This is a genomic window from Allobosea sp. FG18 (assembly GCF_057809495.1).
Map to the genome: position 1 here is coordinate 62,826 of NZ_JBMDKB010000007.1, position 19,222 is coordinate 82,047.

A 19,222-nucleotide genomic window follows, 5' to 3' on the forward strand; every position below is an offset into this window, starting at 1 on the left:
TTGAACCTTGAATCGAATATCGAAGGAATACGAAAATTGGGCAAGGAGAAATCCGGGCGGAAGCGCTCCGCCCGGAAGGATTGTTCAGGCCGCAACCATGAATGGTTGCGATTGACCTTGTGCGCTCGCGATAGCTGAGGCCGCGGCGAAGAAGGCTATCAGTTCGTCTCGCGCGGCGGCGTCAGCCTGGGCCAACATCGATCCCGCCAGAATGGGATCGGTCGTCCAGGGGTCGCGCGCTTGATCAGTCTCGACGGGCGCTTCGGCCCCGGTAAAATCGGAAAACATCGCGATAATCTCCAGAGAATGCGGACAGAATCGAGAGCTTCGTGAGCTCTTTGCCGTCTCGGAGCGATTTCGCCGTCAGGGCTGCGTTGCGGGCCATGGCACAGTCTCCTTCATGGCGTTGCGATGGAACAGATAGGGAACATAGATCCCGGGCAAGAGCAAGCCCCTGGACCGAAGTCCAGAGGAAACGACTCTAGAATGAGTGAATCGATCCTTGATGCTTGTGATCGAAACTGAGGCCTTGGACGCCGCGGCTCGATCAGATCGACGGCGCGAAGGCGTTTCTGGCAGCAAGCTGGACGGCTGCGTCAGCAGCCGTCGTTGCCTTCAGGATCTCTTCATCGCCTTCGAAGACGGCCCACTCACCGCGCTTCATGCGGGTGAGCTCGAAGCCGGTGCCGGAGATGAAGGTCGGTAGATCGCGATCGAGCTGGAATGCCCAGTCGTCGTCGAGGCCTTCGCTGCGGGCGATTTCGGAGGCCTGCTTGGCATCGAGCGCTGCCACGACGCGATCGCCGGCGGCTTGCGCGGCCGCGAGGGTCTCGAAGGGCGACTGGCCGGCCTGGTCCGGAACCGAGAGCCAGAACTTGCCCCCGTCAAGATTGATGAAAGCGGAACCGGTTTCGCCCGAGAGGAATGTCTCGACGGTCATCGCCGTCATCGGGCGGTGCCAAGTCTTCGAATCCAGCTGATCCCATTCCATCTCGCGCGGTCCTATGTCTGATTTCTGGGAGCCTATGGCGACCCGACGAAAGCCGCCAGCGCCGAGGCAAGCGACACAAGCGTGAATTGACGAAATTGAAGATTGCCGATCGGATTTGTGATGCTATCCTTCGAGATAGGCGGATTATCCGCCCTTGACCACACCTCTTGGTCTCACAGGATCAAGGTACGGAAACTCATTCAATGACCCCCTACGTGCAGCCTGCAGCTCTTCGCGCCGCGTCCATCGACCTTTCCCCCTATCTGTTCTCAGGCAAACCGAAGCCGCGATTGCCGAAACTGATCGTCCTCGACGGCTCGGAAGAGCTTCGACGTCTGGGCCCCAAGCAGACCCCAGAGGTAGTCGCTCGCGCCACGGCCATCCGCGAACAGCTTGGGTTGGATGGCGTGTCCCTAATGACACTGAACCCGGACGGAAAATTTGGGTATCATTGGCCCAAAGGTATCCCGTGGACCGCCTTCCCGATCTTGAGCAAGGCGCGCTACAAGCCGTTCGGGGTCAAAGGGTATCCGATCTGGGAGCCGGGCTCTGCCCAACCCACATCTCTACCCGAAATCACCCTCGAAGAGTGTTTGGCAGCCGCCGAGACCGTTGTCATTACCGACGGATCTGATTTCCATCTCGATCGGTCTCGCATTTTTCTGAGCCAGCACCCGGATATCGATCGGATCGCCATCTTCCGGCAGATGCCGGACGGAACGCTAGAAGCGCTAGATCGGGATCAATTCGTCGCCCTTGGGGCGCGCTCATCATTAAGCGAGCGCTTCGAGTACTCATACGAAATCAATTTCCGCGCGATTGGCGGTAAGATACTTTCGTCGATGTTCGATGGATTCTCGGTGGATCATGACACCCTGGAACGCCAGGGGTTCGAGGCGTCGAGACGGGCCTCCGAGACCCCGCGGCGCAGGTTCTTGTCAGAAGACAGGTCATTCGGATGGTTGAGTTACCCGGAGTCCTTGCAGGTACTCTACATCCTCCGGAAGAAGGGTAGTGTCCCGTGGGAGATGCCCCATGAGGCAATTGCATGGAAGATCAATGAGCGGCGAGCACTCGCCGTTTCCAGCCTCGTCCATGTAATTGGAATGGGTGTCGAGAGCGTCTTTTTCTGGGTGGGGACCGGCAAATATGCTCCCGTCCAAATCAACCCTGGATGGCTCGGATGGCTCGTGACAGACCTGTTGCGCACCGGTCTGATGGAATTTGCTCCTGGGGGCGATAGTGTTCGCCTTTCACCGATAGGAACGGCTTTCCTCAACAAGCTCCCCAAGGACTGTGAGGATCCGGACATCGTAGGTAGATGGCAAGGGCTCGACGCCGTGACTGCGGCGCCAAGCATGGACGCTTGGCTGCTCCGCTTTTTCCGGAAGATGAAGGTCGCAGCCAACAAGAGCTGACCCGTTGGTCGTAGGCGGGACTCCCGAGGCTACGGCCTTTCCCTGACCGTAACTGAAACTCTAGCTGGTGCGCCGCAGCGACTATCTTCAGAAGAACCGCGGGGCCGGGGGCTCGTCATCCTTGAGTTCGAGCTTCAGCTCTGGATCGGTCGCGAAGGCGTAAGCGTACGAGCCTTCGTGATCGTCGAAAAAGACCACGCCGACGCCGTCCTTCTCTGCGAAAACCGGAACGCCGGTCTGGTAGCCCGGCAGCGTCGGATGGCTGAAGGGATCAAGTTCCCGGCTCTCGTCGGAATTGCGAACCCAGCGCTTCATGGCCGCCGAGCGTTCGACTTCGGCGCGCGTCATCATGAGGACGCGCATATCTTCGAGATCAGCGGCGTTGCCGATCACGGGAGCGAGCATGGCGCGAGCAAGTGCCCGAAGCGGCTCCTGCTGATAGCGAGGCATGTCGACGACGCGCTGCCAGCTCTCGGGCGCGACGCGCGTTTCCTGCTCGATCCGCATGATCACCGGATCGAGCTCTGCCTTCTCCGGAGCGCGAGACGTCACCTCTCCGATGTATTTCTGGGGAACGCGCGGATCTTTCAGGTCGAGCGTCATCGCGTCATAGGTGAGGGCATCGTTGCGCGCCTCGGGGTCGAGAGCGTCGAGTTCGGGCATCCGCTGCCGAAGCGCGGCGATGTCGGCAAAATGCGCGCTGAGATCCGGCGTCGGATCGATCGTTTTCGTAGCTTCGCGCAGCGCCTCGACCTGGAAGGAAATAGGCGTGTCGACCGGCAGAATAGGCATGCCATCGTCGGTGCAGCGGAAGGCGTCCGCGTTGAACTCGTCATGGGAGATCACGTCGCCACGGCCCTGCTGCAGTACACCGTCTTCGACGCGCAGGCAGCGGATCGGATCCGAGAACTCCAGCTGGATACGGTCCTCGAACTGCACGCGGTCGGTGATCATGCGGTAGATCGCGCCTTCCGGCAGACGGTGGAGCTCGGGATGCGGCATTGAGGAATTCCTTGATCTGGGCCGGTCCGGCTTGCTGTGAAAATGCCGCGAGGGGATGCCTGTCACAAGGCGCGGCCAAATGAATTCCACCATGCACGGCCTCGAGGCATAGTCGCAGGATGCTCACGCTCCTGCTTCTCGCCGCAATCCTTATATTCGCGCTCGCCCAGCCGGCGTCCGCTCAGCTGGTCTATGCCTATGACGGGCCCGGGCGGCCGGGGTCGATCGTCATCAACACCCGCGAACGGCTGCTCTACTTCGTTCGGGCGGATGGTGAGGCACACATCTGGCCGATCGCCGTCGGGCGCGAGGGGCGCCAATGGTTCGGCCGCACTCGTGTCATCAACAAGGCGAAGAACCCACCGTGGCGGCCGACGGAATCGATGCGGGCCGAGAACCCGCGGCTACCGGCTTATGTCGCCCCTGGGCCCGGCAACCCTCTTGGCATCAGGGCAATCTATCTCGCCGAGGGCGCTCTCCGCATCCACGGCACAAACGCACCGGGATCAATCGGTCGAGCGGCCTCCAGCGGCTGCTTCCGGATGCACAATGCCCATGTCACCCAGCTCTACGAGCTCGTGAGCGCCGGCGCCTCGGTCGAAGTTCGATAGAAACGCTCAGTAGCCGCCGATCCGCCACCAGGCCCAGACACCGGCGAGAGTCACCATCCAGATCAGCTTGAGGCGGATCCAGGGCCAGTACATCTCGCACAGGAGCTTGACCACCGTAAGGAGGAACAAGGCCGCGAGGACGTTCCCGACAATCTCCATGACCTTGTCGCCAAGCTTGCTGAGACCGTAGAGGTCGTCGATCAGATAGGCGGCAAAGCCGAGAACACCGAGAGCCATCACGGCCCGGGTCAGAAGCGTGCGGACGCGGCTCGGCGGAGCGCGATCGATATCAGTCATTTTAGTCTCGGGCGTCAGGGATAAACACGGGTATCGAGGAGGGAAGCGAACTCCACCCGCGGGTGTGAGAAGCTCCCTCCGCGAAGGCGGATGAGCATGCGATCCTCGCTCGCGAGACCCTCGGACGTTCCGGCGAGCGCGCGTATTTGCGATCGGTTGAAGCCAAGAGCGACCTCCTGGCCACTGCGAAGCAGATTGGCGATGCCATCCGGATTGAGCGGGACTGAGCTGATCTCGCCGGTTGCTGCCGCCACGGCGCGGATGTCCTCAATCATCGCCTCAAGCGACTTCGCTTCGAAATGCGGCCGCACCTTCTCGGTCAGGTCGATATAGACCTCCCGCGACTGCCCCCGCTCAGCAAGCGCCGTCCGGATCGACTTGAGGAAGGCGTTCTCGGGCGAGAGCGAAGCCGGCTTCACCTCCTCTCGCGGAAACGAGAACAGCACCACACCAGTGATGAGCCCCGCGACAACGAGGACGGAAAAGATGAGGCGTCCGAGCATCGCGAGCATCAAAGTTCAAATCCAAGCGCCACGAAACCCCTCGGAATTGATCTGTCGCGACGAGTCACTTAGAAGCGACACCTGTCCGCGAGAAGTTCGCTGCGATCGTCATGACCTCGCTGCCATAAGCGGTGCAGCGGGGCGTGGCGTAGAGCCCCATCTGGTGCAGCGCAACGCCCTTGCAGGAGGCGCCGCCGCGGCGGATCGCGCGGTGGAGATGCTCCAGGCCCCAGACCAGGTTGGTCTCGGCATCCTTCAGTTGGGAGCAATCGCCCTTGAAGCCGAGACCACGCGCCGTCTGGCATTTGATCTGGGTGAGGCCGAGCGGACCACCGCGTCCGACGGCGGACGGGTTGTAGTTGCTCTCCTGGCGAACGATGGCATGAGCCAGCGCAACAGGAACCTTCTTGCGCTCAGCGACCTTGGTAACGAGGTCGTGGACCGGCGTGCGGGCGACTTTGCCGACCGTGTTGCTGCTGGCCTTGACGGCCTGGGGAGCCGGCTCCGCAACGGCTGCGGTCTGGACACGGGTCTGCGCGCAGCCTGCGAGAGACAGGCCAGCGATCGCCGTGAGCATGATGCGTGAGAATTTCATTCCGTAGTCTCGCGTTTTGCGTTGGCGCTGTGGGCCTACGGTGAGAGAGCTGAAAACGGTCAGCTCGAAAGGAATGGATCGTCCGATCCGGTTCAATCAGGAGAGCGCCGCTGCGGCTATCAATCTCCCGGAGATAAAGGACTAGGATCGGTTCGCGACTGGAACAAGGATAAAATGAGTAATCCATCAATCGCCCGTGGATGGCCATCCCATATTTCCGCCGTCGGTGGAGAAGGAGCGTGCCAATTTCAGCGTTGCTCAGTAGGATCTCAGGAGCTCAACTTTCCGGTCGGACTTGCGATGCATCTCGCTATCATTGGCTCAGCTGGTCGGCGCGACGATGCCGATCGAATGACCCCGGACTTGTACGCGGAGATGTGCGCCGAGGCGCGCGTCATGGTGCGCGACGTTGGGGCGACCAGGCTGATCTCGGGAGGCGCCGCTTTCGCGGACCACGTCGCCGTGACGCTCTTCCTTGAGGATGTGGTGACAGAGCTCCAGCTGCATCTGCCCGCGCCCTGGCAGGGAAGTGCCTATGCCGATCGTGGCGACGGTCGCACCGCGAACTTCTACCACGAGGCATTCAGCAGGGCCTGTGGGATCGACAGCCTCGCGGAGCTTTCGCGTGCCACCGAGAAGGGCGCGATGACCGCGACCTATCGCGGGTTCAAGGAGCGCAACACACGGGTGGCTGCCTCCGATGCGATCCTTGCCTTCACTTTCGGCGCGGGTGGCGATCACCGTTTCTGGCCAGGGGAAACGCTTGCCCTTCGAGCGGGACTGAAACCAGGCGGCACGGCCGATACCTGGAACAAGGCCTTGCTTGCCAAATTCAAGCGCCATGTGGACCTGGGGCAGCTCGAACACCGGCTGACGACGGCTCTACGACCTTAGGCGAATCAGCCGGACTGGTTTCGCGACACGGAATGAGCGGTACCATCTCACCTTCGGGGTGTCGCTCGAAGGACACGCTAGCAAAAATCCGTGTCGTTCAAGGATTATCGAAGAACGGTCCTACGCTCGCAATCGATCCGCCAAACCCCCTGTGAATCCCGCGTTTCCGGCGATGTCTCACGGGCTGAGGCGCCATCCCTCTTTCCAGGTACTACCCAGGAGGGCTTGGCAACGGACGGTTCCTCGGCAACAACCGCTCAAGTAGGCCAGAGACCGAGGTGCCGGCGTGTAGACCAGAGCCGATGGAAGCTGACGTACGAGCGTACCGACTACCCCTTTGGCCCGTTTCCCTTTCGGAGAATCGGCCGTTCAAACCGAAGCACCCATGCCAAACGCGCTGGATCACAGGATCCCCATTTACGTCCGCCTGCGAAATGAGTTCGCGCAACATATCGCGGAAGGCCATTGGGCGTTCGGTTCGGCAATTCCCCCAGAAACAGAGCTTGCCTCGAAGCTTCAGGTGTCGATGGGCACCATTCGCAAGGCAATCGAGACTCTGGTCGACGATGGGCTGCTGGTGCGGACGAGAGGGCGAGGCACCTTCATCAGACGCCCAAGCTTCGAGAAGTCACTCTATAGGGCTTTTCGGGACCCCGACCTTCCAGTCGAAGCCGCGGGAGAGGGATATCCTGATCCGATCACTGGTGTCGGACCTATCCAGGCTTCGGCGGTGCTTGTCGATCCAGAACCGCCCCAGGCAACCCTCGATAAACTACGGCTTCGCAAGGTCCAGGACGTCATCGAGTTGCGGCGCCTGACTTCCGTTGGTGGAAAGCCCGAGCTGAGCGAGCGCATCTGGCTCCCACGGAAGCGCTTTCATGGACTGCTGGAGCTCGGGGACGGATCCCTGAACGGCCTGCTGTACCCAATCTACGAGGCCAGCTGCAGCCAATTGGTTGCCTCTGTCGTCGAAACGCTTTCCATCGACAGCGCGACTGAGGCCGATGGCGTTACGGGCGCCCGACCAGGCGAGCCAATGGTCGTGTTGACGCGCATCGCTTACGACTATGCCGGCGAGCCGATGGAATACCGGGCCGCGCGCGGCGCCGCCGGCGACTTCACCTTCAGCGTCGAAATTCGCTGAGCCGTCCGACACCCCTGATTTCGATGCGGCGCGGTATCGATCCCACGCGCGATCCTTGCTTGCGTCAAACGCATTTCGCGACGAATTCGCTCGAATCGCTGTGGTTCTTGTTTCTTCAATCCTTCAAATCTCGTAGCGAATCCATCATCAGTCCTGAAAATTCCTTCGAATGTCGGGCTATTCCTCCGTCCGACCGATGGTAAAACCCCATTATCCATAAGCGGTTGGTGGACCCGCGGTTCGCGCCTATGGAAGTGAGCAAGGAAGCCAGTTACACATCAAGGACTTTGGTGTCTGGTTCTTGGGGTCAGAGCAGAAAATGCTTCGCCGTATCATCAGTGCCGTCCTGGCCGTCGCGATTGCGCTCCCGCAGGGCGCTTTCGCCCAGCAGGCGTTTTATTTCCGACATGCTGTGTCGAGCGTCGCGACCCCGACGAATCCCGGAACCCCTGGCGAAGAGGGTCCCGTTCGCGGCACCGGCGATCTAGCCATCTATCTTCCCGTGCAGGTCCGGGCTCGTCTCGGCGTTCCCTTTTCGCTGCAGCTGACCGCGCAGAATGCGACCGGCACGATCGCGTGGAGCAGCATCGGAACGGCGATTCCTGATGGACTGACCTTCAACCCGGGCACCGGCCTAATCTCGGGTGTTCCGACCGCCATCCAGACCTCGCAAGCGGCCCGCTTCAAAGGCGTGGACGCGAACGGGAAGTGGGGCGAAAGCCCATCGCTCATCATCGATGTCCAGCCGGTCCCGACGATCACGGTTTCACCGAGCTACACCGCCAAGACCGGGGACGAGTTCGCGTTGCGGCCCAACGCGCGCCCTGTGTTCGGTTCGCAGGCCTGGACACTTTCCGGCCAGCTTCCGCTTGGCCTGAGCCTCAATCCCAACACGGGCTCGATCAGCGGCACGCCGCGTCAGCAGGGGACTTATACCGGCCTTCGGCTTTCGGTGACCGATGCCGACGGCGCCACCGGATCCTCTTCGGAGTTTGCGATCGCGGTCACGTCGTCGATCAACATCGCGGGCTTGCCCTCGAAGATCTCGGCTCGCCTCGCTCGCGCGATGAATGAGATCCGTCCGACTGCAACCGGAACGCCAGGGCCTTATACTTGGACGGTGTCCGAAGAGGGCACACCCCTGCCAGCTGGCCTTTCCCTCAACTCCAGCACTGGTGCGATCTCAGGAACCGCTGTTTCCACCGGAAATGCCACGGGCGTCGCGCTCAAGGTCGTCGATAGCACGACCGGCGCCTCCACCATCTCCGCTCCTGTCTCGATCAACGTCGCAGACGCGCCGACGATCGCGGTGAGCGCAACCTACAATTTCCGCCAGGGGCAGGGCGCCAAGCTTCTCGTTCGTCCGCAGGCGAGCAACCTGCTCGCCGGCGGCTATTGGTCGATGTCGCGATCGGTGCCCGGCTACGAGTTCAGCTACTCTAACGGCTCCCTCTTCGGTGATGTCGGCGGGATAGCCTCCTATCCAGGCGTGACGTTCACCGTGGTCGACTTGTTCGACGGAGCAACCGCAACCTCCGCACCGACCACGATCAACATCGTCAAGGGCCTTAAAATCGGGGCGCCCTCTGTCCCGGCTGCCCGGGTCAATAAACCCTTCACAATGGCTGCGCCCGTGGTCGAGGGCCTGATCGGGACGCCCACCTGGTCGATCTCGGGCGGATTGCCCGCCGGGCTGTCGATTGACACGGTCACAGGCATTGTTTCCGGCACCCCGACGACCGTCGGGGCAGTCCAGACATCGCTCCAGGTCCGCGACTCGGTGGACGGCATAAGGGCGATTTCGCGCGATTTCCGGATCGATGTTCGTCCCGAAGAAGAGCCGATCGCCTTTGAGATCGCTGCGATCCCCGAGAGCCTTCCGGCCTCGACCAACACGTTCTTCAAGTACACACCCACGGTCAGCGGCGCCAAAGGCACTGTGAGCTGGTCGCTGATGGGTTCGCTGCCGAGCTGGGCGCTCTTCGAGTCCGCGACTGGCACGATCGCGGGAACCCCTGCGTCTCCGGAGGTAATTTCTGGCCTGTCCTATCGCGCCACCGACTCCGCCGACAATGCCCAGGCAATTTCCTCAACATTCTCGATCGCTGTAACGCCTTCTGCGCCGATGGCGATCTCGATGCCGGAGACGCTGCAGGCGAAGGTCGCCGAAGAGATTACGACGGCAGTTCCGACCGTATCTGGCGGGCAGGGCGGCCAGTTCTATGCCCTTGCAACGGGGCGGGTTCCCGAGGGCCTCACGTTCGATACGCTCCGTGGCCGCTTCTCGGGCCTTCCGACCGTTTCGGGAGACCTGAGTGGTCTGTCGATCCTTGTGACGGACCAAGTTGGAAACTCGGCCGTCTCGAATTACTTCGATTTCTCGATCGCACCGTCGGATAGCAGCCCGACTGTTTCCATGGCCTCGCGCATCGCAACCACGGGCCAGGAATTTGCTGCCGCCCCGTCCGTTGCCAACGCCTTTGCTCCGCTGACATGGGCCGTCGACTCGGGCACCTTGCCCTCTTGGGCTACCTTGAACACCACGAGCGGTGTGATTTCCGGCGTTCCGCCGCAGGCAGAAGTGAGCGGGGCGATCAGCCTCATTGTCACGGACCGGTTTGGTCGCGGCGGTCGCAGCTCTCCGTTCACCATTTCCGTCGTCGACGCACCAGTGTTCTCGGCCTCGATCGCGAGCCTCACGGCAACTCAAGGGAGCACTTTTGGTGCGAGCCCTTCAGTGGTGGGCGCAAAGGGTGCAGTCACGTGGTCTGTCAGCAGCGGCACGCTGCCCCCGGGCCTCGGTCTGAATGCTGCGACCGGTCACATTTCGGGCGTTCCGAGCACAGTTGGGGCCTTCCAAGGGATTGTTCTCTCCGGTCAGGACTCCACCGGCGCCACGACCTCAACCAACGCATTCGCCATCACGGTCGCACCGTCGCCGTTGTCGATGGAGGCCTACCCCGCGGAGCTTGCCGCTACCTATGGCACGCCTTTCACTGCGCCGGCGCCAGTCGTGCGCGGTGCCCAAGGAACCTTGGTCTGGTCGCTCATTTCCGGAACGCTTCCGTCTTGGGCCAGCTTTGATCCAGCCACCGGGCGCATCAGCGGCACACCGGACGCGCTGACAGAGACCGCCGGTCTGCGTGTCCGCGTTACGGACGAGAACGGGACCAACGCGCAGACAACGATCTTCAAGATCCCGGTCAAGCGCCAGACGCTCACCGCTTCGGTCCCGAGCTCCCTCGGCTTCCACGTCAATACGCCAATCTCCTCCGCGGCTCCGACCATGGCGGGTTTGATTGGCTCGCCTTCCTTTACGCTGACGGCCGGAACGCTCCCTGCCGGCCTCGTCCTGAACAGCGCGACGGGCGTCATCTCAGGCACGTTGTCCGCACCCGCTTCCAGCGCCGGTCTGATCCTGACGCTGACGGACAGCTTCGATCAAGCGACGGCCCGGACGAACTCGTTCACGATCTCCGTTATGGGTGATCCTCAGATCACCGTGGCATCGGAGTATCCCGGCGCCCGCGATGAGGGCTTCTCCGCGTCGCCTTCCGTGACCAATGCTGTCGGCGTCCAGAATTGGACGATCGAGAGCGGAACCCTGCCAAGCTGGGCATCGCTATCCGCGACCACCGGCAAGATCTTCGGCACCCCCACCCAGATCGAAACCAGCACCGGCATTTCGCTTCGGATGACGGACGCTGCCGGAGGAGTTGCTGTTTCGGCACCCTTCTCGATCGCCATCGGATCGGGCCTTTCGGCCTCGTCGGATCACACGACCTACACCCCCCGCATCGGCGTCGCGTTCGCAAGTGATTCGCCACGCGTCTTCAACGCCAAGGGCACGATCTCGTGGTCGGTCGAAGCGGGCTCACTACCGAGCTGGGCAACCCTCGACGCGGTGACTGGCGTCATCTCGGGCATGCCGACTGAGACCTCGACCCACACGGTCACGTTGCTCCTGACGGACTCCGCTGGCGGAACTGCGACGCTTTCTCCGTTGACCTTGAATACGAAGAGCTCGGCTGAAATCGCCGTCGCGAGCAAATCGCTTCGTGTCGGAGCGCCTTTGGCGCTTCAGCCGGTCGTTACCGGCGCCGTCACGACCATGGAATGGACTGTCTCCAGTGGCGAACTCCCCCCTTGGGCGGTCCTGGATGCGGCAACCGGCGCCATCACCGGAACGCCTGTAGCGACCGGTGCCTGGACGCTGTCCTTGAAGGGGACTGAGGCCGACGGCGCGGTCAGCACCAGCCCAAATTTCACAATCACCGCGACCCCTGGTCTTTCCGTCGCGAACCAGGCTCAGAGCTACGGCGGACGCATCGAGCGGCCGTTCAGCATGACACCTGTCACGGTCAACGGAGCCATCGGAACCCTCGTCTGGTCGATCGCTCCCAAGTCCAACCTCCCGTCCGGCCTATCCCTGAACACCGCCAATGGTGCTCTCAGTGGAACTCCGAACCTTTCAGGTAATTTCGCCCCGAACCTTGAAGTCCGTGATGAGGCCGATCAGGCGACGTTGCGCGTGTCGCTGTCGGTCCAGATCGCTCCGAAACTGACGGTCGGAGCGCCTGGAACGGTTTCCGTCCACGCCGATGAGCCGTTCGCAACGCCCGCGCCTTCGGTTGTCGGCCAGAGAGGTGCGCTCACCTGGTCGCTCACGGGTGGGACCCTGCCCGGATGGGCGAACTTCAACGCTGCTTCCGGCACAATCACGGGCACCGCGCCCGGGGAGCTGACGAAGGTTGGTCCCCTCAAGCTCTCGGTAACGGACACGCTCGATCAGGAGAAATCTGCGGAAGTCGATATCGGTATCAACGTCGTCGGTCGGCTGGGAGTCGCGGGGCTTCCGACCAGCTTCTCTGCTCGTAATGGCACGCCGTTCACAAGCGCCCGCCCCTCGGTCATCAACGCCATCGGGCAAGCCACGTGGACTTGGGGACAGGGCTCGAACCCTCCGTCCTGGGTCACGCTGAACGCCGCAACCGGCGTGCTAACCGGCACGCCGAGCGAGGTCGTCACCACGAGCGGATTAACGCTTATCGTAACCGACTCGACCGGCAAGGTAGCGTCCTCCGCGCCCTTCACCCTGACAGTCTTCAACCAGCCCTCCGTCACCGTTTCCGCAGACACCGTCAAGAAGCGGGTCGGCGATGATATTTCGATTTCCGCGACGGCGACGGGATTGGCTGGGACACCAACGTGGTCGCTCGTCTTCCAGCCTGGCAGCGATCCGCTCCCGGCCGGGCTAATCTTCGACACCGCGACTGGCCGCGTCTCGGGAACGCCTTCCGCGCCTGGGTCTGCGTTCTTCATGATCCGGGTCACGGACGGCAATGATCAGTCGATCGCAGACTCCCCGCCGGTTTCGCTGACCATCGGACCGAAGTTCGTCCTCAGCGGCCTCGGGAACGCCTATTTCGCCCGCATCGGCTCCTTTATCGACCTCGGACAGCCGACGCTCGTCGGCCAGGCCGGCGCGACCGTGTCCTACTCGGTTTCGGTTGCTGGCGGCACGATGCCGTCTGGCCTCTCGGTCGACCCCTCGACGGGCCATATCCGAGGTGTGCCGGCGACCGCCCTTTCCCCCACGGTGGCGACCCTCACGGCAACCGACAGCTATGACCAGGCGAAAGCCCGGGCGACGTTCACTTTGGGCGCCTTGCCGAACCCGGCCATCAGCGGCGTGCGGGATGTTTCGCTCCGAAACGACATGCCCGTTGAGACCGCCGCGTTGGTTCCTTCGGCGAGCAACCTCTTTTACGCCAACGCTGGCTACTGGACCGTCAACGGAACCCTGCCCACCGGTGTCAGTCTGGACCCCGCGAACGGCCGCCTCAAGGGCACGCCGACCGGCTATGCCGCGTCGACGAATTTCCCGGGCCTGACCCTCACTCTGACCGACACGACCGACAACAAAGCGGTCACCTCGGCGCCATTCAGCATCACCGTGAACTCGGGAATGGCGGTGACCACGAGCCAGCCGAGCTATACTCTGCGCGCTGGTGTGTCCTTCACCACTGCGGCGCCCACGGCTATCGGAGTAAGCGGGACGCCGACCTGGTCGCTGACCACCATCTCTGGGGTCCCCCGTCCCTACAGCATCAACTCGGCCACAGGCGTCATCGTCGCGACGCCCCCGGCGAATGCTGCAGGCACCTGGGTCTACGCGCTGAGCGTCAAGGACTCTTTGGACGGCAAGACTGCCTCCACGGAGGTGTCCGCGAACATCCTCCCTGCCACCACGATCTCCTACGCGTCCAATACCGCCCTCACACCTGGGCAGCAGATCTCGCTGACTCCCGCCGTGAGGAACAATCTCGGGGCGCTCTCGTACGAGGTCTACACCGGTCAGCTGCCGAGCGGCATGTCGCTTAACGCTACGACCGGAGCGATCACTGGCTCCAGCGCTGCCACCGTCACCTCAACGATCAAGATCGCCGCCCGCGATACCGACGGCTTCTACGCGATCTCGGACAACATTCGCATCGCCGTCACCAACGCGCCTGACGTCTTCGTTGGAGAAGTCCCTCTCGCTAAGGTCCGCAAGCCCTTCAGCATCGTTCCGTCGACCAACATCGCGACGGTCTCCTGGTCGCTGACCGGGACGCTTCCCGCGGGCCTGACATTTAATTCCGCGAGCGGCTCCATCACCGGAACGCCAACCTCTGTGGGATCGTCGGGGATGCTGAGGATCAACGCGCTGAACACGGCGACGTCGATCACCGGTTATTCCGAGGATTTCACCATCGCTGTCGCGGAGGGGAACGTCATCTCGGTGAGCGCCGCGGCCGAGAAATGGCGCAAGGGTCTCGGGTCGACGGCTCAGTTCGCCGTCGCGAACGCCGTTGGTTCGGTGACATGGAGCGTGAGCTCCGGTTCGCTTCCCCCCGGCGTTGTGCTCGACTCCTCGACCGGGTCGCTTTCGGGAACCCCGACGTCCTTCGGCACCTATCAGCCAGTTATCAGGATCGTCGACAGCGAGCAGGCCTCGGCAACGCTCCCGTACACGATGAGTGTTCAGGCTGGACCCTCGATCACCTATCAGGCCGTCATCCTGCGCCCCGGTGTGAACAGCAACGTCCTCCCGCGGACGCAGGATCTCATTGGCACGCCGTTGTTCGCTATCACCGGCACCCTGCCTGCCGGGCTGACCTTCTCGACGTCGACGGGCGCCATCGCAGGCACGCCGACGGATGCCTCCTCCGCGCCTTCGGTCGTCACCGTCCGGTTGACGGACAGCGATGGAGCAATCGCCGAGGCCTCCCTATCCCTGATTGTGAGCGAAAACGCGTTCATCGTTGATGCCGGCGGGACTGCTTTCACGGCGACGGTGGGTCAGCCCTTCCGGCTCGCGCCCGTTGCCTATCTGCAGAACGAGACCGTCGGTCAGTACGCCTCGTGGTCGATCAACGGGAAGCTGCCGCAGGGCCTGACCTTCGATCCAATCACCGGTGTCATTTCCGGTACACCAAGCCCGTTGGCTGCGGGGACAAACACCTTCAGCATCCAGGCGACCTACAACTACCAGTCGGCCAGCACGCCTTCGCTCACCCTGACGGTCGCCGACCGTGCGGCCCCGATCGCGACGTTTGCTTCGAGCAGCTACACAATTCGCCGCGGCGCGCCTATCTCGATCGTGCCCACCGTTCAGAACGCCGTTGGCGATGTCTTCTGGTCGCTGAATTCGGGGACGCTACCTCCAGGGCTCGCTGCAAGCGACCAGACCGGCGCCGTGACGGGAACTCCCATCACCAACGGAAGCTATCAGTTCGCCTTGCGTGCGACGGATTCCTCCAGGTTTGGCGTCACCCCGACGGTGACCTTGGTGGTCCAGGACGGCCTCACGGCCGCGGTTACCGAGGTCAGCTCGAACAACCGCGTCGGCAAGGTATATCTCGCCAACGCCGTTGCCACCGGAGGGGACGGGGAGGTCGCCTGGAGCGTCGTCCAGGGACCAATGCCCACGGGCATCAGCCTCAACGCCAGCAATGGCTACATAACCGGTACGCCCACGCAGGCTGGAAACTTCCTTGTGAAGCTTCGCGCGACTGACGCGCGCGGCGCTTCCAAGGAGGTCAGCCACATCATCAACGTCAATGGTGCTCCCGAGATCGCGGTCGTCGCGTCGCAGACGGCGGTCGTAGGCAGCCCCTTCTCCTTCACCCCTAGCGCGCTCTCAGCTGTCCCGACGCTCGTTTGGAGCATGGTCGGGACGCTACCGGCCGGCCTTTCCTTCGACACTGCCACCGGCAGGATATCCGGAACCCCCACCGCCCCGGGGTCGACCAATGACCTTCGGCTCGTGGTCCGCGACGGCGATGGGCTGTCCGCTACCTCGCGCGCCTTCACAATCACCGTGAACGCTGCATCGACGACTTTCACCGCGACGATGCCGTCGGTTGTGAACTTCAAGATGGGTGTGGCCACCTCTGTCTCCCCGACCCTCAATGGGGCAACAGGCTCGTCCCAGACGTATTCGCTCCAGTGGTACTCCGGTGCCAACTGGTACGCCGCCTCCTCGGCAAACCTGCCGACTGGCGTCAGCTTCGATACAACGACGGGAGTGATCTCGGGCACTCCCACGACCACGACCAGCTCGCAGTCGTATCGCATTGTCGTGATCGACTACCGTTCGCCTTCCAACGTGACCGCCACGACGAACCAGTTCACGTTCTCGATCGACGCGTGGACCCCCATCCAGGTCACCACAGCGCCCAAATACGACATTGTGCGCGGCCAGGAATTCGGGATGCAGCCGGCTGTGACCGGCAACGTCGGTGAAACCAGTTACACCCTGCAGGCCGCGTCAGGAGGAAGCTGGGTCGCCTTCAACGCCGCGTATCTGCCGGCCGGCATTACCTTCAATCCCGCGAATGGATCGATCAGCGGCACCACGGTTGTCCCGAACGTCCCCATGACGACCTTCCGCATCCTGGTCAGGGACGCGCGGAATGTGACCGCCTATTCCAACCAATTCGTTCTTGGGATCGCGAATTGGGAAATGCCAAGGATCACTCTGCCGAACAATGTGACCGTCAATCGCGGTCAATCCATTGAGATCGCCCCGATCATCCAGGGAGTGGCGGGAACGATCCAGAGCATGGGCCTCCAGGGCCTGTCGGGAGGTAGCTATTTCAATCCCGGCACCGCGGTCATGCCGGGGGTGACCTTCAATCCCGCCACCGGTGTGATTTCAGGCATTCCGACGTCCTCGCTGTCGAGCTATCAGGCCTATCGCATCTGGCTGACGGAGAACCGAAACGGACAGGTCCAGACCGTCTATTCAAACCAGCTGGTCATCACGGTCAATGATTGGGCGACGCCGACCATCTCGATCGATTCCTCGGTGAAGGTTGCTCGCGGTGTGCCAGCAGTGATCACGCCGACGGTCACGGGTGTCTCCGGTACGCTCGGGAACTTCTCAGTCTATGGCTTGTCCGGGGGCAACTGGGCGACGGCCTCGCTTCCGCAGGGAATGACCCTGAACACCACCACGGGCGTCATCAGCGGAACTCCTCAAGCGGCAACGTCGCCACAGTCCTACTATCGCCTCTACGGGCAGGAGACGCGCCAGGGCCAGACATTCGGCTTTAGCTCGAATGCGTTCGCCATCAACATCACGGACTGGTCTCCTCCGACGATCGTCTATCCCCTGCGGACGTCGTTCGTCATAGGTGCGCCTATCACCATCCAGCCTGTGGTCGAGAACGTCGAGGGAACGACCAACTACAACCTCTACTACTACAATGGGACGGCCCTCTCGGCATCTAGCGATGGCAGGTGGTTGCCGAATGGGTTGGCCTTCGATCGAACGACCGGACAGATCACGGGGACGCCGACGGCCGGCACATATGGAACCGGGATTTACTATGTGAATGGTACCGAGACCCGCTCTGTTGGTGGGGTCAACCAGAACATCGCGATGTCGGCGCCGAACTTCCACATCGAGGCTGCGCCCGCATCCGGAACGCCGACCCTGAGCTACGGCAACGACAACACGGTCGACGCCGTTGCCAACGGTCAGGTCGACGCAGCGCCGGCCCTCGCCGGGGCCGCGCAGGTCACTGGACCGTACACCCTGACATTCACGCCCATCACTGGCCTGACCGGCGGGAAGGTCAACTATGTCAACTCGCTACCGACAGGGATGACTTTCAACTCCACGACCGGACGCTTCTCGGCATCCGCGCTGGGGCCGTCGACCGGCGGACGCTGGTATGGTTACAAGGTCTGCGCACCCACGGCAGCCGGCCAAGCCTGCGGCACCGTGACGTTCAATATTGCTGACCGGCCGAACGTCGTTGTCGACGTGATGCCCTACATTGACGGAACGCGCAGGCAATCGCTGAACGTGGTTCCGACGGCGCGCAACGCGGTAGGGGCTGTCAGCTGGACACTTCAGGCGCAGATCATCTCCGTCAACGCGCTGAACGCTGGAGAGTTTGCCACGGCCTCCATGCCGCCAGGGCTGACCTTCAACGGCTCCACGGGAGCGATTTCGGGCACTCCTACGCAAGCCGGCATCTTCCGCGGCTATCGCCTTGTCGCAACAGATAGTCAGGGAGCTAGCTTCCGGGGGCAGACCCAGGAAATCATCATCCGCATCGCTGATGTCGAGCCGTTCACCCTGACGGCGCCGGGGATCATCGACGTGAATGTGAATGAACCGGTCGACTTCTCTCCCGTCCCCGCGGGGAACGTCGGGTCGGTCGTTTGGAATGGCTCTCTGACGATCCTCGCCAACACGATCAACGACGGACAGGGCACGTTCAGGCAGAACGCTTTGCCCCTGGGCCTTTCGTACGATGCGAGCCGAGGCCGCATTTTGGGCACGCCTGCGGTCAGCTTGGCTGAAGGGCTTTATCGTGGCTATCGCATCTGCGGTACTGACGAGCTCGCCCGATCAGCGTGCACCGGCGAGATCATCATCCGCGTCCAGCCGAAGCCCGTTCTTGCCGTGAAGGTGCCGCTATACGTCACCGTCAGGCAGGGCGAGGCCGTCCAGATCGTGCCGAATGCCGAGAACGCCTATGGTACTCCCGTTTGGAACTCCGTGATTATCTCGGGCTCCGCACCTGTGCTGAACGGGCACAACGGCGATTTCGTTTCGGGTAGTCTGCCGCCGGGCCTGAGCTATTCCGCGGCTACGGGGACCATCCAGGGAACTGTCTCACTCACCACGTCGCCTGGACGTTGGAGAGGCTACAAGATCGCCGTCAGAGATGGCCGGAACATTTCGGTGAACTCGGATGAGATCATCATCGAGGTCGTGACGGGCGAGCCGCTGGCGATTCAGGCGCCGTTGGTCACAGAAGCGGTGCGGGGACAGCCTATCAGCATCCAGGCAACTGCTTCGAATGTGATTGGAACGCTGGCTTGGAATCCCACCATCATCACTGGCGCAAGCACAGCTCAAAATGGAACGAATGGCGACTACGTCAGCGGCTCGCTCCCGCCGGGCCTGAGCTATAGTGCTGCGACCGGAATGATTTCGGGCACGGTCACGGCCGCCACCGCGCCGGGCCGGTGGCGAGGCTACAAGTTCGGCGCTACCGACAGCCGCAACGCTGGGGTGACCAGCGACGAGATCATCATCAACGTCCAGTGACAAAGAAAGGGGCGCCGTGGCGCCCCTTTCAAGTTCCAAAAGTGCCTTCCAGCCAGCCCAGAGGTTGACCGCGCGCTCCTTTGTCCGTTTTGGAGCTCGCGCATGCCCGAGCGCTCGACCGCGCTGATTTAGACGAAGAGTCCTTGCCGA

11 protein-coding genes are annotated in these 19,222 nt (G+C 62.3%); 5 read left to right on the top strand and 6 right to left on the bottom strand.

Annotated elements, in window-relative coordinates:
* Window positions 1–84: 84 nt before the first annotated feature.
* Window positions 85–288: a hypothetical protein gene (locus tag ACODTJ_RS09825; RefSeq protein ID WP_488848391.1), complete on the bottom strand. Its 204-nt coding sequence runs from the start codon at window positions 286–288 to the stop codon at window positions 85–87.
* A gap of 259 nt (window positions 289–547) precedes the next feature.
* Entirely contained in the window at window positions 548–991 is a 444-nt protein-coding gene (locus ACODTJ_RS09830; RefSeq protein WP_488848393.1) for a hypothetical protein, read from the bottom strand.
* A 203-nt stretch (window positions 992–1,194) separates the two neighbouring features.
* On the opposite strand from ACODTJ_RS09830, the gene ACODTJ_RS09835 reads away from it, so the two are divergent.
* Entirely contained in the window at window positions 1,195–2,409 is a 1,215-nt protein-coding gene (locus tag ACODTJ_RS09835) for a hypothetical protein (protein ID WP_488848394.1), read from the top strand.
* Window positions 2,410–2,496: 87 nt separating this feature from the next.
* Here ACODTJ_RS09835 and ACODTJ_RS09840 read toward each other — a convergent pair whose 3' ends face one another.
* A complete protein-coding gene (locus ACODTJ_RS09840) occupies window positions 2,497–3,411 on the bottom strand; it encodes a hypothetical protein (protein WP_488848395.1) in 915 nt (304 codons plus the stop codon).
* 119 nt (window positions 3,412–3,530) lie between these two features.
* On the opposite strand from ACODTJ_RS09840, the gene ACODTJ_RS09845 reads away from it, so the two are divergent.
* Window positions 3,531–4,022, top strand: coding sequence for a L,D-transpeptidase (locus tag ACODTJ_RS09845; protein WP_488848397.1), 492 nt, complete (start codon window positions 3,531–3,533; stop codon window positions 4,020–4,022).
* Window positions 4,023–4,028: 6 nt separating this feature from the next.
* Here ACODTJ_RS09845 and ACODTJ_RS09850 read toward each other — a convergent pair whose 3' ends face one another.
* From ACODTJ_RS09850 to ACODTJ_RS09860, 3 genes are all read right to left on the bottom strand, one after another.
* On the bottom strand, window positions 4,029–4,319 hold the full coding sequence (locus ACODTJ_RS09850; protein WP_488848400.1) for a hypothetical protein: 291 nt from the start codon (window positions 4,317–4,319) through the stop codon (window positions 4,029–4,031).
* A gap of 14 nt (window positions 4,320–4,333) precedes the next feature.
* A complete protein-coding gene (locus ACODTJ_RS09855) occupies window positions 4,334–4,822 on the bottom strand; it encodes a hypothetical protein (protein ID WP_488848402.1) in 489 nt (162 codons plus the stop codon).
* Between the two features lie 64 nt (window positions 4,823–4,886).
* Entirely contained in the window at window positions 4,887–5,417 is a 531-nt protein-coding gene (locus ACODTJ_RS09860; RefSeq protein WP_488848404.1) for a transglycosylase SLT domain-containing protein, read from the bottom strand.
* A 300-nt stretch (window positions 5,418–5,717) separates the two neighbouring features.
* On the opposite strand from ACODTJ_RS09860, the gene ACODTJ_RS09865 reads away from it, so the two are divergent.
* The 3 genes from ACODTJ_RS09865 to ACODTJ_RS09875 all read left to right on the top strand — a co-directional run bounded on the left by ACODTJ_RS09865 (window position 5,718) and on the right by ACODTJ_RS09875 (window position 19,072).
* Entirely contained in the window at window positions 5,718–6,311 is a 594-nt protein-coding gene (locus tag ACODTJ_RS09865) for a hypothetical protein (RefSeq protein ID WP_488848406.1), read from the top strand.
* A gap of 385 nt (window positions 6,312–6,696) precedes the next feature.
* Window positions 6,697–7,455, top strand: coding sequence for a GntR family transcriptional regulator (locus ACODTJ_RS09870; protein WP_488848408.1), 759 nt, complete (start codon window positions 6,697–6,699; stop codon window positions 7,453–7,455).
* 319 nt (window positions 7,456–7,774) lie between these two features.
* Complete coding sequence (locus ACODTJ_RS09875) at window positions 7,775–19,072, top strand: putative Ig domain-containing protein (protein WP_488848410.1); 11,298 nt, start codon at window positions 7,775–7,777, stop codon at window positions 19,070–19,072.
* The last annotated feature ends 150 nt before the right edge of the window (window positions 19,073–19,222 follow it).